The 16,598-nt window shown below is 40.5% G+C and carries 14 protein-coding genes and 1 pseudogene; 6 read left to right on the top strand and 9 right to left on the bottom strand.

All coding sequences use genetic code 11. The features are described from left to right. Positions 1 to 300: 300 nt before the first annotated feature. On the bottom strand, positions 301 to 930 hold the full coding sequence (udk, locus tag SR187_RS02490; protein ID WP_024532439.1) for a uridine kinase: 630 nt from the start codon (positions 928 to 930) through the stop codon (positions 301 to 303). Positions 931 to 1,017: 87 nt separating this feature from the next. Between udk and SR187_RS02485 the strand changes: the two genes are divergently transcribed. Then, on the top strand, positions 1,018 to 2,004 hold the full coding sequence (locus SR187_RS02485; RefSeq protein WP_120172456.1) for a Gfo/Idh/MocA family protein: 987 nt from the start codon (positions 1,018 to 1,020) through the stop codon (positions 2,002 to 2,004). Beyond that, on the top strand, positions 1,994 to 3,076 hold the full coding sequence (locus SR187_RS02480; protein WP_120171401.1) for a DEAD/DEAH box helicase: 1,083 nt from the start codon (positions 1,994 to 1,996) through the stop codon (positions 3,074 to 3,076). The genes SR187_RS02485 and SR187_RS02480 overlap by 11 nt, the downstream gene beginning before the upstream one ends. Before the next feature lie 175 nt (positions 3,077 to 3,251). On the opposite strand, the gene SR187_RS02475 is transcribed toward SR187_RS02480, so the two are convergent. The 3 genes from SR187_RS02475 to SR187_RS02465 all read right to left on the bottom strand — a co-directional run bounded on the left by SR187_RS02475 (position 3,252) and on the right by SR187_RS02465 (position 6,034). After that, positions 3,252 to 4,646 carry a polysaccharide deacetylase family protein gene (locus tag SR187_RS02475; RefSeq protein ID WP_120171400.1) on the bottom strand — a complete coding sequence of 465 codons (1,395 nt, stop codon included), beginning with the start codon at positions 4,644 to 4,646 and terminating at the stop codon, positions 3,252 to 3,254. A gap of 175 nt (positions 4,647 to 4,821) precedes the next feature. Continuing rightward, a complete protein-coding gene (gene gloA / locus SR187_RS02470) occupies positions 4,822 to 5,205 on the bottom strand; it encodes a lactoylglutathione lyase (protein ID WP_024532443.1) in 384 nt (127 codons plus the stop codon). Between the two features lie 136 nt (positions 5,206 to 5,341). Further along, the gene (locus tag SR187_RS02465) at positions 5,342 to 6,034 is read right to left on the bottom strand and encodes a phosphoglycerate mutase (protein WP_024532444.1); all 693 of its coding nucleotides are present in this window, start codon (positions 6,032 to 6,034) and stop codon (positions 5,342 to 5,344) included. Positions 6,035 to 6,321: 287 nt separating this feature from the next. Here SR187_RS02465 and SR187_RS02460 point away from each other — a divergent pair, with 287 nt between their 5' ends. From SR187_RS02460 to SR187_RS02450, 3 genes are all read left to right on the top strand, one after another. Further along, positions 6,322 to 7,512, top strand: coding sequence for an acetyl-CoA C-acetyltransferase (locus SR187_RS02460; RefSeq protein ID WP_120171399.1), 1,191 nt, complete (start codon positions 6,322 to 6,324; stop codon positions 7,510 to 7,512). Positions 7,513 to 7,534: 22 nt separating this feature from the next. Beyond that, positions 7,535 to 8,692: a hydroxymethylglutaryl-CoA synthase gene (locus tag SR187_RS02455; RefSeq protein WP_120171398.1), complete on the top strand. Its 1,158-nt coding sequence runs from the start codon at positions 7,535 to 7,537 to the stop codon at positions 8,690 to 8,692. Between the two features lie 215 nt (positions 8,693 to 8,907). Further along, entirely contained in the window at positions 8,908 to 10,167 is a 1,260-nt protein-coding gene (locus SR187_RS02450) for a hydroxymethylglutaryl-CoA reductase, degradative (protein ID WP_120171397.1), read from the top strand. Positions 10,168 to 10,293: 126 nt separating this feature from the next. Here SR187_RS02450 and SR187_RS02445 read toward each other — a convergent pair whose 3' ends face one another. After that, positions 10,294 to 10,761: a GNAT family N-acetyltransferase gene (locus SR187_RS02445; RefSeq protein WP_024532448.1), complete on the bottom strand. Its 468-nt coding sequence runs from the start codon at positions 10,759 to 10,761 to the stop codon at positions 10,294 to 10,296. Positions 10,762 to 11,007: 246 nt separating this feature from the next. Further along, entirely contained in the window at positions 11,008 to 12,246 is a 1,239-nt protein-coding gene (locus SR187_RS02440; protein ID WP_120171396.1) for a peptidoglycan amidohydrolase family protein, read from the bottom strand. A gap of 301 nt (positions 12,247 to 12,547) precedes the next feature. Between SR187_RS02440 and SR187_RS02430 the strand changes: the two are divergent. Continuing rightward, positions 12,548 to 12,733, top strand: a pseudogene (locus SR187_RS02430) (tyrosine-type recombinase/integrase); the annotation flags it as partial. A gap of 89 nt (positions 12,734 to 12,822) precedes the next feature. Here the strand turns inward: SR187_RS02430 and SR187_RS02425 are convergent. The 3 genes from SR187_RS02425 to recN form a co-directional block, all read right to left on the bottom strand. Further along, entirely contained in the window at positions 12,823 to 13,098 is a 276-nt protein-coding gene (locus SR187_RS02425; RefSeq protein WP_024532466.1) for an HU family DNA-binding protein, read from the bottom strand. A gap of 313 nt (positions 13,099 to 13,411) precedes the next feature. Further along, positions 13,412 to 14,245 (bottom strand): DegV family protein, encoded by an 834-nt coding sequence (locus tag SR187_RS02420; protein WP_120171395.1) that lies wholly within the window; start codon positions 14,243 to 14,245, stop codon positions 13,412 to 13,414. A 690-nt stretch (positions 14,246 to 14,935) separates the two neighbouring features. Next, positions 14,936 to 16,597 (bottom strand): DNA repair protein RecN, encoded by a 1,662-nt coding sequence (gene recN, locus SR187_RS02415; protein ID WP_120171394.1) that lies wholly within the window; start codon positions 16,595 to 16,597, stop codon positions 14,936 to 14,938. Position 16,598: the final 1 nt, after the last annotated feature.

The raw sequence follows: 16,598 nt of genomic DNA, 5'->3' as shown, positions 1-16,598 counted from the left end.
GATTTACAGTTTCCAGTTATTAGTTCGGATTAGATTGGCCAACTCTCCTTATAAAAATATTTAATGGTAAAAACATAAAAAGAAAACACCTATCTCTAGGTGCTCTTAGGAGGGTTATGAAAAAGAATGATTAAATTATAACCTAACTACCTTAAATAAAACTAAACACTTTTATTTGATGTAAGTTTAAGAAAGAATAGGGCACTTTCTCAAATAATAGAGTTAAAGTTTAACACGATTTTTCAATTACATATCCACCAACTAATTGTCAGCAACTGTGCATTCCCTACCTCAAATATCTTAACCGCGCTCTCTTAAGATGCTCTCTACCTTGGTATTGAGCAGATCAATAGCTACAACATTGGTGACCCCTTCGGGAATAACGATGTCAGCATAGCGCTTCGTAGGCTCGATAAACTGGTGATACATTGGTTTTACCACTGAAGTATATTGCTCAATGATACTATCCAAACTACGTCCACGCTCTTCCATATCTCGTTTGATACGACGAATAATACGAATATCATCATCCGTATCCACAAAAATCTTAATATCCATCAAATCCCGCAAGCGTTTGTCTTCCAGCACTAAAATGCCTTCTACAATAAATACATCCTGCGGTTCCTGACGATAGGTTTTGTCTGAACGTGTATGCTGCGTGTAGTCATAAATCGGAATATCTACCGAACGCCCTGCTAACAACTCACTGATATGGTAAATCATTAGATCCGTATCAAAGGCCAGCGGATGGTCGTAGTTCGTCAATATTCGTTCTTCAAAAGTCAGGTGAGATTGATTCTTGTAGTAAGAATCGTGTTCAATCATTGAGATACGAGCATTTGGAAAATTATCCAAAATGGCACGTGACACACTTGTCTTACCACCTCCCGATCCACCGGTGACACCAATAATAATGGGTTTCTGAGTCATCATTGTCTCCTTCTATTTTCGATACTATTTTACCATGAAACGTGGTACAATGGAAAGGAGAATACAAAAGAAATGAGAATTCAATCTATGCTTCATTTAGGTATTGTTGGTACTTCCGACATCTCCCATCAATTTATCCAAGCAGCCTGCTTGAGTGAACACTATCAACTACGGGCTGTTTTTTCCCGTAAATTAGAAACTGCTCAGGCTTTTTCAAAAAATGATGAAACCATTCGATTATACACAGAATGGGAAAACTTCCTTTCTGCTCCTCTCGATGTCATCTATATTGCTAGCCCCAATTCCTTACATTTTGAGCAGGCCAAGGCTGTCCTTTCTGCTGGGAAACACGCTATCGTTGAAAAACCGATGATTTCTACTCCGCAAGAACTGGCTCACCTCCGCCAAATTGCCAAGGAACAGCAGGTCTTCCTGTTCGAGGCTGCTAGGAACTACCACGAGAAAGCTTTTGAGGTTGTTCGCGATTTCCTAAATGATAAGACGATTCTGGGTGGCTATTTTGGATATGCAAAATACTCATCTAAAATGCCTGAATTACTAAATGGTCACACACCCAATGTTTTTTCACCAGATTTCTCAGGTGGGGCTTTAATGGACCTAGGTGTTTATACACTCTATGCTGCCATCGGATTATTGGGTGTTCCCAAATCAACTCATTATGTGGCTCAGCAACTCCCCTCTAGCATTGATTTGAACGGTGCTGGTCAACTCATCTATGATGACTATATCATTAGTATCCAAGCTGGAAAAAATATCACCAGCAACCTACCTAGTGAAATCTACACCAATGAAGGAACTCTTACTCTCAATGCTTGTCAGCATATCAGCTCTGCCATTTTTACAAAGCATGATGGAACACAAATCATTCTCCCCATCCAAGCTGAAAAACATGCTATGCTAGAGGAAGCTCAGCGTTTTGCCCATATCATCGAGCAACAAAACCATGATTTAGCTAACCAGTGGCTAGATGTAGCTGAGGCTGTTCACCACACATTGTATACCATGCGCCAAGACGCTGGAATAACTTTTAAGGCGGATACTCATGAAATCTAAATTCCCTACTAGCTGGAAGGACCAGCTAAGCCAACTCGGGTTTGAGAACTTCACGCCCATCCAAGAACAAGTATTTGATCCAATCTCAACCGGTGAATCTCTTTTAGCTATCAGTCCTACGGGAACTGGCAAAACACTCGCCTACCTTTGGCCTACCCTCCTGTCTCTGATACCCAAAAAATCTCAGCAACTTCTCATTCTGGCACCAAATACAGAATTGGCAGGTCAAATCTTTGATGTTTGCAAGACCTGGTCCGAGGCGCTTGGATTGCATGCCCAACTCTTTCTATCGGGTTCTAGCCAAAAGCGTCAGATTGAACGCCTAAAAAAAGGCCCTGAAATCTTGATTGGAACACCCGGCCGTATTTTAGAATTGATGAAACTAAAAAAAATCAAAATGATGGCTGTTAACACCATTATTTTGGATGAATTTGATCAGCTATTCTCTGATTCTCAGTACCATTTTGTAGAAAAAATTATAGGCTATGTTCCACGTAATCACCAGCTCATCTACATGAGCGCAACTGCTAAATTTGATCGTGAAAGGATTGCGAAAGACATCAGGACCATTGACTTATCTGACCAAAAATTAAATCATATCCAGCATTGTTATATGATGGTAGACAAGCGCGATCGGCTAGAGATGCTCCGTAAGTTTGCCAATATCCCTGATTTTCGTGCCCTTGCTTTCTTTAACAGTCTGTCTGATCTTGGAGCGAGCGAAGACAAATTACTCTACACTGGTACCAATACGGTCTCTCTGGCCTCTGATGTCAATGTCAAGTTCCGCAAGGTCATCATTGAACGCTTCAAAAACCATGAACTCAATCTCTTATTGGCTACAGATATGGTAGCGCGTGGGATTGATATTGATAACCTTGAATGCGTCCTCAACTTTGATCTTCCTTTCAATCAAGAAGCCTATACTCACCGTGCAGGTCGAACCGGTCGAATGGGGAAGGAAGGAACTGTCATCACGTTTGTATCTAATCCTAGTGAACTCAAACAATTGAAAAAATATGCTTCTGTTCAAGAAGTTATATTGAAAAATCAGACGCTATATAAGGTATAATACTAAAAAGTAATGTTTTGATAAATCACAGATTCATCCTCATCTGTGATTTTAATTTTTGTCATGTGTTATGTATAAAAAGAAAGGATGCAATTGTAAAAAGCGAATAACCTAGTTTTCTACTCCTCAGCATCCTAGGTTATTCGCTTTTTGTATTCTTTCCTCTTATTCCCTTTTAATGCACTGGACCAGGTGATTCTTGGGAATAGTAGATATGCTTAGGATTAAGGTTAGACCCGAGCAAATCTGGCACCGTCACCATATTATAGCGCTCACTTGTTAGAAATTGTAAGACAGATTCCAGACTATCAACCGTTGGCTGATGAATATCATGCATAAGAATGATACTTCCTGGATGGGTCTGAGCCTTTATCTCATTCAAAATTGCTTGCGGATTGCGACTTTGCCAGTCCTTTGAGTCAACTGACCAATAGATAGATGGCAATCCTATCTGATCAACGACCGATTGGTTGATTGTACCATAAGGAGGACGAACCATGGTCGGTACAACCCCAGCCGCTTCCTTAATAGCTGCTTGGGTATCTTGAATTTCCTTGCGCACTAGCTCCGGCGAAAGTGTCACCAAATCAGGATGGTTCCAAGTATGGTTGGCGATTACATGTCCCTCTGCTACCATTCTGCGAAGAATAGCTTCATTGCCTGCAATAGCTCTACCTATAACAAAGAAGGTCGCCTTAGCATTGTATTTTTTCAACAAATCCAAGACAACTGGCGTCGTATTGGAGTTTGGACCGTCATCAAATGTCAAAGCAATCTGACGTAATTGTTTTTTATCAACTTGCTTTGCGACATACTCATCATAACCAGTCTTATCTGACTCTGCGAGGTAGTTACTCTTTACTACTGGGTATAAATCCGAAATTGGTACTTTTAAATGATCGATGCCAAAGGACTGATCGGGAAATTGTAGAAACAGTTGTTTTTCCTTGTAGGTAAAGGACAAGGTATTCAAATCCAAATTATTGAACTTAGCTATAATCCCTTCTGACTCAGCTTTTGTCATTCCTTTTGCCTGCAAGTCTTCCTTCAAGTGTGCTACCATAATTTTTCTTGCTGCTGATAAATCAGGCAAAAACTTTTCCAGAGTGAATAACTGATTGTCTTCTGTTAACAGTACCGACTCTGCTGACAGATTTTCTTGCTTTTTAATCTGTAAATATTCCACCTTATACTGCTCTGCTTGAATATCACGCGCCTTTACACCTGTAAAGCTAGTCTCTGCTTCTTTTGCAGATATAAATACCAACTCATCTATTTTTCCAACTGGTTTTTTATGTCCAAAACGCTTTTGAACATAGGAAAGCATCCGACTTTCAACGGAACCAATCACCCGACCAGAGTTATCCGTTGGTAAGGCCATCACAACATGTGTGGTACCAATGTTTCCCTCTTGAACGTTCACCTTTCCCTCAGAAAGGATAGTCTCTTGCTTCTCTTCAATAAACTGTCTTATTTGTCTATCTTGAACCTCTGTAAATAGCCAAAAACCTAGACCAACAATCATTCCAATAAGGGCAATATTTACTCCCAGCCAAAAAAATTTTCTCATACTATAACCTCTCACGTAAACATATATAAGAACTATGCTAAATGATTTGCAAGCCATTGTCAAGAATACTCCATAAAAGGTTCGTGTCTACCTGCTTAGAAAAATCCAAATACTCCCTATTTGTACAAGAACTCTTCCCATACAAAAAAAGACTGCCTAAGCAATCTTTCTCACATTAGTCTGCTCGAATAACTTCCACACGGTAACCATCTGGGTCTGTAACAAAATAATAATGACCTGGACTTCCCGGCAATCCCTTAATATCTGTTGTTGGATAGCCCAATTCCTTATGTCTAGCATTATCGCCTTCTAAATCATCCGAAGAAAGAGCTAGATGCGAGAAACCATCCCCTACTGTATAAGGTCCATGATCATAATTATACGTCAATTCGACTTCAAATTCATCTCCCTCAAGCGCCAAGTAAACGAGGGTAAACTTATGTTCTGGATAATCCTTGCGACGGGTCTCCTTAAAACCAAATGCTTCCTCATAAAATCGTTGCGATGCTTCTAAATTTTCAACACGCAAACAGGCATGTAACATTTTTTTGCTAGCCATAACCTTCTCCTTATTTTTTCATAAACTACCATTAGTATAGCATACTATCGCAAAAAATACTGACTTGTTGCCTCCAAGAAAACCAAAAGCCTCGTCTGCAAAGCAGAACGAGGCGAACCATCCTCCAAAAAGGATGTTACTTACCAAGATAGTATTCTGAAACAATGTTCAATTTGTCATCCAATTCAAATACCAGTGGTGGGAAGTTTGGAATTTCTACATCCATGATTTCGTCATCAGACAGTTGTTTGATGTGTTTAACAAGAGCACGAATAGAGTTACCGTGTGCACCTACAAACACATTCTTACCATCTTTCAATGCAGGAGCAATCTTATCTTCCCAGAATGGAAGAGCACGCTCAAGCGTTACTTTCAAGTTTTCTGCATCTGGGATAACTGAGTCGTCAAGGTGTGCATAGCGACGGTCAGTGTGTGCTGAATGCTCATCGTCTTTCGCCATTGCAGGTGGCAATGTATCGTATGAACGACGCCAGATGTGAACTTGCTCATCACCGAATTGTTCTGCTGCTTCTGCTTTGTTTTTACCTGTCAAACCACCATAGTGACGCTCGTTTAAGCGCCATGATTTTTCAACTGGCACCCACAATTGATCCGCTGCTTCAAGAGCCAAGTTTGTTGTCTTAATTGCACGTTTCAACACTGATGTGAAAGCAAGATCAAATTCAATACCTGCTTCCTTAATTAACTTACCAGCATCAATCGCCTGTTGTGTACCTTTTTCAGACAAATCAACATCAGCCCAACCAGTGAAAAGGTTAGCCTTGTTCCACTCAGACTCACCATGGCGAGCAAAAACCAATTTTACCATTTATGGATTCTCCTTTAACATTTTGAGGTTTCCCTCTGATACCCTTCTATTTTACACGAAAAGGTAAAAAAATGCCAGTCTTTCCACAAGCTGTGTACGCTTTCATTATCCTCGTCTACAAATTCGGTCTCCAGACCTATCTTTCTTCTTAGAAAAAAGACAAAATAATGGTATAATAGTAAGGCTGAACACGACAGTTCCCATAACAATCGTTTGAAGGATTTACTGCCTGAGTTTAACAATACGAAGGAGATCGTTTTCAAACGATAACCAGCATAGGAGTTATCATGAAGAAAGTAACTATCGTGTCTGCCTACCGTTCTGCCATTGGCAGCTTCGGAGGCAGTCTGAAAGATATTGAAATTGCTGAGTTAGGTGCACAGATCCTAAGGGCAGCCTTAACAAACAAACATATACCGACAGATTGCGTAGATGAAGTTATCTTCGGAAATGTTCTCTCATCTGGACAGGGACAAAATATCGCCCGACAGATTGCTTTGCGTGCCGGACTTCCACAAACAACTCCTGCTTACGCAGTCAATAAGGTCTGTGGATCTGGACTAAAATCTATCTTACTAGCAACCCAATCCATCCTCGTTGGCGATAATGATGTCGTAGTGGCTGGCGGAATCGAGATCATGAGCCAAGCTCCCTACCTATCAAAAAACAGTCGTTTCGGTGGCAAGCTTGGACATCTCAATTTGGAAGATTCCATTTTAACAGATGGTTTGACTGATGCATTTCATCGCTATCACATGGGTATCACTGCCGAGAATATTGCTGAACAATACCACATTGGTCGCAAGGAACAAGATGCATTTGCCTACGCTAGCCAGAAAAAAGCTGCCAAAGCTATTTCAGAAGGACGCTTCAAGGATGAGATTGTTCCTATCCCTCTAGTCTCTAGAAAAGGAGAAACAATTTTTGATACAGACGAATATCCTCGCCTAACGTCACTTGAAAAACTAGCAACACTACGACCTGCTTTTAAAGATGGCGGAACAGTCACTGCCGGGAATGCTTCTGGTATCAACGATGGTTGTGCTGTTTTGGTTCTCATGTCTGAGGACAAGGCCAATGAACTCAACATACAGCCTCTTGCTTACATAGAATCTTATGCAACCAGTGGCTTAGACCCTGCTTATATGGGACTTGGTCCCATTACTGCGAGTCAAAAAGCACTTGAAAAAATTGGAAAATCAATTGAAGAGATTGACCTATTTGAGTTTAATGAAGCCTTCGCTGCCCAATCACTCCCAATCATAGCTGAACTAGGGGTTAACCCTGAAAAAGTCAATGTCAATGGCGGAGCTATTGCTCTTGGTCATCCCATTGGAGCCAGTGGAAGTAGAATCTTGGTCACCTTGATTCATGAATTAACCAAGCAAGAAAAGAAACTCGGTCTCTGTGCCCTCTGCATTGGAGGTGGTCAAGGTATCTCACTTATCATCTCCAATGCACAAATAAGCTACCCCTAACTTATTATACAAAGGATAAATTATGAATATCGGTATTGATAAAATCGGTTTTGCGGCACCCGATTATGTTTTAGATTTGGCTGACTTAGCCTTAGCCCGCAATATTGACCCTAATAAATTTAAAATCGGTCTTCTCCAGTCTGAAATGGCTGTAGCACCCATCACCCAAGATATTGTCACATTAGGTGCCCAAGCTGCAGAAGCTATTTTGACAGAAGAAGACAAGAAAACCATTGATATGGTCATCGTTGGAACTGAGTCAAGTGTAGATCAGAGTAAGGCAGCAGCTGTCTCCATTCACAATCTGTTGGGCATCCAGCCTTTTGCTCGCTCCATCGAGATGAAAGAAGCTTGCTATGGAGCAACTGCTGGTCTCAGTTTAGCTAAAAGTCATATTGCTCAATTCCCAAAGTCCAAAGTATTGGTTATCGCTAGCGATATTGCCAAATATGGTATTGCTTCTGGTGGCGAACCGACTCAAGGAGCCGGTGCCGTGGCTATGCTGGTTACTGCCAATCCTCGTATCCTAGTACTCAATAATGACAATGTCTGCCAAACTCGCGATATCTACGACTTTTGGAGACCAAACTACGATAAGTATCCACGTGTTGATGGTAAGTTTTCGACTGAGCAATATACGGATTGCCTCACGACAACCTTTGATTATTACCAACAAAGAACCAGTAAGAAACTCAAAGATTTTGCAGCTATGTGCTTGCACATTCCTTTCTCCAAACAAGGACTCAAAGGATTGCAAGCTATTGCACAGGATCAGGAAACTCTAACCAACCTAACAGAGCGATTCCAAGAAGCAATCGTTTACAATAAAATAGTTGGAAACATCTACACGGGTTCTATCTTTCTCTCGCTCCTTTCTCTTTTGGAAAATAGCAGAGTTTTAAAGGCAGAGGACCAGATTCTCTTTTACAGCTACGGTAGTGGAGCTGTCTGTGAGATTTTTAGCGGCTACCTAGTTGAGGGCTACTTAAATCAATTAGAACAAGATCGTCTTCATAGACTCAACCAACGTACAAAACTCAGTGTTGAGGAGTACGAGAATATCTTCTTTGAAGAACTTTCACTAGACGAGACCGGAACTTCTAGTGATTTGCCGGTAGATCACAGCACTTTTTCCCTTATCAAGGTTGATAAGCATAAGAGAATTTATCGCAAAAACTAGATGGAATTAGCTTTTTCTCTACAGAAAAGCCTCTTGATTCATTGTAATTTTATCACCTCTCTTCCACAGCCAATAAATTGTACAAGGCTGAAGCTAAAAAATAGGAAGCAAGGCTTCCTCATTTTTGATACGGTAAAAGATAAACGTTAAGACTAACTATTCTGGCACCTTGGCCTAGCCAGGGGCTTTTTGTATCTTTATAGAAAGAAGAAACTATGTCTCATTTCTCAGGATTCTACAAAAAAACACGTCAGGAGCGTATCGACCTCCTCCATAGCTACAGACCATTTTCAGGAAAAAGTCTAGACTGTCTGACAAATGACACCAATCTTTCCGAGCAGATTGCTGGAAAGATGACAGAAAATCATCTAGGAACCTTTTCTCTTCCTTTCTCTGTCCTACCAGAGCTAGTTGTGGACGGTCATTCTTATATCGTTCCGATGGTGACAGAGGAGCCATCTGTCGTTGCTGCAGTATCTTTGGGAGCGAAAATGATTGCTAGGTCAGGTGGATGTTCAACCTATATTCACAACCGTATAATGATCGGGCAAGTAGCTCTATTTGATGTTTCAGACCATGGTCAAGCAAAAAAAGCCATTTTGGAGCAAAAGGCAACCATTCTTGAAACTGCCAATCAAGCCCACCCTTCTATTGTTCAGCGTGGTGGAGGTGCTTGTGAACTAACGATTGAAAGTAAGGATGAGTTTCTCATCGTCTACCTACAAGTGGATGTTCAAGAAGCCATGGGAGCGAATATTCTCAATACTATGTTGGAGGCCATCAAGAATGACTTAGAGAAACTCAGCCAAGGACAGGCGCTTATGGGAATCCTATCCAATTATGCAACAGAATCCCTGATCACTGCAGAGTGTCACATAGCAATTTCCAGCCTTGCTAATAACTCTGCTATTGCCCAAGAAACTGCAAAAAAAATAGCCCTAGCCAGTAAGTTAGCGCAACTTGACCCTTATCGTGCAGCAACCCATAATAAGGGGATTTTCAATGGAATTGATGCAGTAGTCATAGCAACAGGTAACGACTGGCGGGCTATGGAAGCTGGAGCTCATGCCTATGCTTGCCGTGATGGGCTATACCGTGGGCTATCCATCTGGCGGATTGAGGGGGAAAGTTTGATTGGTTCCATCACTTTGCCCCTGCCGATTGCTTCTGTCGGTGGTTCTATCGGACTAAACCCCAAAGTAGCGGTCGCTTTTGAACTCCTGGAGCAACCTAAAGCACGTCAACTCGCTGCGATTATTGCTTCTGTTGGGCTATGCCAAAATTTTGCTGCCTTACGAGCTTTGGTAACATCTGGTATCCAAGCAGGTCACATGAAATTACATGCAAAATCCCTAGCTCTTTTAGCAGGAGCTGAAGACCATGAAGTAGACACTCTTGCCCAGCTTCTTCGTAAGGAAAAGCACAGTAACTTAGAAACCGCTCAACGTTTACTGGTAAAATTGAGGACGAATTAAAAGAGGCTTAGTGCCCCTTTTTTCTACTCAACGAAAAAAAGCTACAATTAGCTCCAAAGACTTGAGGACCTTTGAAGTTTGGAAATCAACTAAATCGACATCTATTATTTTTATTTTCAGCAGGTATCAGTCACAGAATTGTTCCATGCGCAGCTTCTGTGGTTTCATTCCCAGCCGTTCATAAAAGCGAACTGCTCTAGTATTATCTGCCCAAACATCTAAAGTGACATTATAACATCCTTGTTCCTTGGCATAGGAAAAAGCAAAGTCATATAGTTGCTCTCCGATTCTTTGCCCACGAACTGAGTTAGCCACGCATAAATCATCAATAAACAAAGTTTTTATCGGCTCTAACGTACCATTTTTTACGCTGGACAGTTCACAGAAAAGATGCCCTACTACTTGTCCATCCAGTTCGTAGACAAAAACTGGCTTATTAGGCTGCTCTAGCAAGTCAATCAAGTCAGCTTCTGAAAATTTTTGACCGGAACTTTTAAAAATATCTGGACGCGCCTGATGATGAACCTGCAAAATATCTTGTAACAAGCCAACAAGACTTGGAATATCAGACTGATTAGCTATACGAATAGTCATATTATGGCTCCTTCTGAGTTTTTCCTATTATATCACATATTTATTTTTTTACAAAATAGGTCTAAAGACCGATGAAAAATCTGAAAAATCCTTTATACTATAGACATATCCTAAAATTTTTCATAAATCTCCTGAAAGCCAGTCTGTTATGACTGGTTTTTTCATTGTCCAGATAACAATATAGTGAACACTTGATTCTCGATAACAAAAAGTCCTCTGGATATTTTCCAAAGGACTTACTTTATATTAGACAGGTTTCTTTTCTAGTTTATAGGTTATACCGTTGATAATGACCTCAATTCCTTCAATATTGACATCGATCTGATCTCTGCTACTGTTCCCAATATCAGCAACTGTGTCAAACTTTTCAAGTGAACCATTCTCAGCCTCAATCGCTTTCAAACGACTGGCCATACCGACTAAATAGTTATCATAACCAGCTGCCGCATAGTCGTAGACAGCACCACCAACTTGGAACATGCCCTTGACAGCTTCTGAGAATGTCTTAGCTCCTGATACCTTGTAAGAACCACCAGCACGCAACAGATAGAACCAATCTGTCAAGAAGTCCTCAATCGTTGCGTAGTGCATGTAGTAACCTCCCTCATTTGATGGGCGAGCAATGCCTCTAGTTACTGTTACACCACTTGGGCGCTGAATGGTGTCCACATCCGAGTTCATGGTCATACCGCCCCAGTTATTATCCGCTTTACCAATGGCCGAAGCTCCCCAAAGACCCTCAAAGTGTAAAACTGTGATGGCATAGGATGGCAGGATGTCGTACTCAGCACATTTTTTAAGAATGGTATCTAGGATAGATTTTTTGAGGATAGCGCCATTAAAGCTTAAGTCCCCATCTTCTTTAAGTTGAACCACCGGTGATTCCTCAGCCGCATTTGGACCTCCATTGAGTATTTCGTTAACCTTTGCCTGAACTGCATCATAGCGAGATCCTAGCGAGTACTTGCGTTCTTCTCCAAATCCATGCAGGCCAGCGATGACTTCTTGAGCTAGTTCCTCATCTGTCTCTTGATTGGATGTAGTAGTTTCGGATTGGTCTTTCAAGCGATAAACATAGTAATATGGACGTCCTGCATAAGACCAAGTCGCATCATGTTCGTTTACGCTAATACCGTTATGAGCATAATTGCAATGAATGATGTTATCACCATCAACAAAAATACCCGTATGTCCACCAGCTCCGGCTGACTCCCCGCGTCTACCCCAGATGAAGATGTCACCACATTTTGCATCCCAAGCTGTATTTTCTGCAACCAACTCAAATCCGTTATTCATTAGCCAGTCATGCTCGTATTCAGTATTGACTGCCCAACCAGCAGAAATAGCCCCGCCAGCCGTGAGAGCGTAATAGACTGCGCTAGAACAATCATAGCTATCCGGACCGTTACGATAGTCCATGGAGTAAGTCACACGACCTACACGATCCATCATCCAACGGATAGATGTTTCAAAATCAATCCCCATCTTTCTCCTCTCTTCTAATAAACAATTTGTCAAATAGTGTCATCACGTTGTCGAAAAAGCTCGCATATCCTTTCGCCTTTTCGTAATTCTTAACCAAACTCCTAAGAGCTAGCGTTTCTCTGTGTCGATTACATAGAGAAACGCTCTCCTCTATCTGCTCTGGTAATAGTATAAGTATAGACAAAGGAATAAGAATAGTCAACAAGATACCCTCAATGCCTTGCGAATCAAGCCATTGATTCCGATTTTTGATTTATAGTCAATTTACAGTTTGCTAACAGTTGCATATTAAAAAGTTAGTTCAAAGCAAATAATAAGCCATATCTTCCGTCATACCCTTGTCAGTCGTCTAGCAGAAAACAGAGTTCCCTTGAAAGCTATCATGGACCGTGTAGGGCATGCAGACGCTAAGACAACAACCCAAATTTACACCCATGTCACCAAGAAACTCAAGGCAAATGTGACTGAAATCATGGAAAACTACTAAAGTTTTGCCCCTTATTTGCCCCCTAAACACAAAAAAAGCCTATTGTATCAACGTAGAAACGTTGATACAATAGGTTTTTTAGAGCTGAATTATTTTACAGCTTCCTTAAGAGCTTTACCAGCTTTGAATACTGGAACTTTTGAAGCTGCGATTTCAATTTCTTTACCAGTTTGTGGGTTGCGACCTTTACGTGCTGAACGCTCACGAACTTCAAAGTTACCAAAACCAATCAACTGCACTTTTTCACCAGCTACAAGGTAATCAGTTAACGCTGCAACTACAGCATCAACAGCTGCTGCTGAATCCTTTTTAGTTAATGAAGTTGCTTCTGCAACTTTTGCAATCAAGTCTTGTTTATTAGCCATTTGCTAAGTCCTCCAATAAATTTCTGAGTTATCACTCACTATTATATAGTACCGAATTTTAGGCATTTGGTCAAGTTTTTAATGCTAATTTACTTTATTTTCCTATAAGTACTTTCCATAACTGAGCTGTTATACTAGTCAATGATCCATCTTTCTATACCGTCTAAATTTGCCAGCCAAAACTACACCTGAACTGGCTTAGAATCAAATATTTTTACAAAAGAAAATATCTACAACTCTTTTAAAGGGAGGTAAATGTTTTTAATTTTTAAACTATAGAAAGATAAATCAGGTATCCTAACTCAATTACCTATCACTCATAACGGATTAAAATCGCCCAAGCTCCCTCACCAGTATGGGTCTGAATAATCGCTCCTGTTTCTAAAACAGAAATATCTTTTGCTACGTATGTTTGAAGCTGCCCCTTTATTTCATTTGCAAAATCAGCTACTCCAGAGTAGGAAATTCCTATTTCTACAACATTTTTATCCGCTAAACTTACTGCAAACTCCTCCAACCATTTTTTAAAGGTTTTGTGTCCACGGCCTTTCACAACAGGAGTTAGCTGATGATCTTTCATCTCCATAATTACTCGAATATTGAGCAAACTACTCAACATTCCCTGAACTCGGCCAACACGTCCTCCCTTAACCAGATTTTCTAGAGTTGACACACCGATATACAACTCTGTTTTATCTTTTATTGCTTCAAGGCTTGCAAGAATCTCTTCCTTACCTGCCCCTGCTTTTGCCAAGCGAGCTGCTTCAACAACTTGAAATTTCTCTGCCTGATCTGTAAAGCTAGAATCCAATATAGTGACATCAGCACCCGATAAGATAGCTCCCTGACGAGCCGCCTCCACTGTTCCGGACAGGGCATGAGAAAGTAAAATCGCTATAATTTGACTACCATCTCTGGATAACTCACCAAACATCTCTGCAAAGAGCCCAACAGGTGGCTGACTAGTCTTAGGTAGGTTTTTTGCCTCTTGCATTAACCTCAAAAATTCGCCTTCTTTTAAGTCACTGTCAGAATAGACGACACCATCAACCATAACGGATAAAGGAACCACCGTAATGTCCAGTTCTTCTATCAAATGAGGTTCAATGGTTGTACTTGAATCTGTAACAATCTTAATCTTTGTCATACTTCACCCTCAACTCTTTTCAGCTTTGTTTTCCATTATAACAAATTCTACCTGAAAAATAAACTTGCACACAGTCAAGTCATAAACAATGACTATCAGAAAGACATCTATACAATCAGTAAATAACAACGGAAATTAAAACCTGCATAGAGGACTCTTCTCTCGCAAAAAATGAGTTTATCGCATATAAGAATCAAGGAAACTGTGGCAAATACTCTGATAAAATGCACTAAAATTTTCAAACATCTACTAAAGAGGAACATACCACCGTTGAACAAAAGAATTCAATAGCGAAGATAGGATAGACTACTCAAAGAGTGTTACTACAGTTTCAGAAAGGCGAATCAAGGAATAAAATAAACTGAGAAAAAGCAATGACTAATGTATAAAATATATTTTCGCCTACTTATCATCAACTCTCTACCCAATTATCTTACTAAAACTTTTTCCTCATGAATACAATTACTATTGTTTCACTTTATATTTATTGAAACAGTCGAAAATGCCAATAAGCCGGCTAAGAATGTACTTAAATAGTTTTTAGTTTTACCATTATAGTCATTTCGAGAATGATACGTCTAAAAAAGTAATCAAGGTATTTTTTACAGAGTAACGTATTTTATTTTCCATAAGTACTTTTCTGTATCTTTAATTATTCCCCCATTGTATACTTAAAAAAAGGCTAGTCTCCTAACCTTTTTCAACTAACTCTCTAGCCTGATTGCGGGCCGCTTCGGTAACCTTGTCACCAGCCAACATCTTGGCAATTTCCTCAATTCTTTCTTCTTTAGCTAATAAACGCACATGAGAAACTGTCGTATGCTCATCAGATACTTTTTCAATAAAGAACTGATAGTCGGCAATGGCAATTACCTGCGGTAAATGAGAGATAGCCAAAACTTGACCGTATTGTCCTATTTTATAAATTTTCTGAGCAATAGCCTGGGCTACTCGACCAGATACACCCGTATCCACTTCATCAAAGACGATGGAGGTCTTTCCTTCCTTGCGAGCAAAGGCTGATTTGATAGCTAACATCAATCGGGATAATTCCCCTCCTGAAGCTACCTTTACTAAAGGCTTAAAGTCTTCACCGGGGTTGGTTGAGATATAAAATTCAACTGTTTCATTGCCTTCACGATTAAATTTCCCCTTGGAAAAACGAACTTGGAAGCGCGCCTTTTCCATGTATAAGTCTTGCAATTCTTGGCGAATAATATCTTCCAAGGTTAGAGCCAATTCATGACGTGCCTGACTAAGTTGACTGGCTAAATCAACCAATTCTTTTTCCAAGATTTTAAGCTGGATTTCCAAGTCATCCCCAGATAGGTCATTCCCTGTCAAATGATTGTATTCCTCAGTGATCTTTTCAAAATAGGTTAGAACATCATCAACTGTCCCTCCATATTTTTGAGTAATTGTCCCGAGTAAATCAAGACGATGCTCCAACTGTAGCAGACGATGACCATCAAAGTCTAAGTTATCAACGACATCTCCCAGACGTTTGGTCACATCTTCGACCACGTAATAGGCTTCCGTAAGGCTGGTTGATAAAAATTTATAATCAGGGTCAAATTCTTCCAGACTCTGCAAATCGCTCATGGCTGAGCGTAGATTATTTAGACTTGAAAAGTCTTCATTATCTAAAAGAGCATAAGCATTCGTCAGGGTGTCAGCAATTTGCTTGTGATTGAGGAGTTTATCTCGTTCTTGTTGGAGCTGAACATCCTCACCAGCTTTTAAATCTGCTGCTTCAATTTCAGCAATCTGATACTCTAACATCTCAATTCGAGCCTTGTGTTCCTGCTCATTTTTTTGTTTTTCAAAAACCCGTTTGCGGAGGTTACGATAGGCCTCAAATACCTCCTGATAACGATCTTTGAGCATCCAAAACTCATCTTCCCCAAAACTATCTAGAAGCCGGATATGATGTTGAGACTTCATCAACTCTTCTTGGTCGTGCTGACCATGAATATCCACCAAGTGCTGGCCAATTTGTTTTAAGACAGACAGATTGACCATCTGTCCATTAACTCGACTAACAGAACGACCATTAGGGAGGATCTCCCTTCGAATAATCAACTCTTCTGTAACTTCAATTCCCTGCTCAGCCAAAATCTGCTCTATCGCTCTGCTATTCTCAAAAGAGAAAAGCCCTTCAATCTCAGCCTTGGGCGCTCCATGACGAATCACATCTGTCGTTGCCCGTGCACCTAGCATCAGATTCATAGCATCAATGATAATGGACTTACCCGCACCAGTTTCACCCGACAGAATCGTCATTCCATTCTCAAAATTTAGCGACACCTGCTCAATGATAGCGAAATTTTTTATGGACACTTCCAATAACATG

It is taken from the genome of Streptococcus ruminantium, from assembly GCF_003609975.1.
GTDB classification, from domain to species: Bacteria; Bacillota; Bacilli; order Lactobacillales; family Streptococcaceae; genus Streptococcus; species Streptococcus ruminantium.
This window is presented reverse-complemented; position numbering and strand designations above follow the sequence as displayed.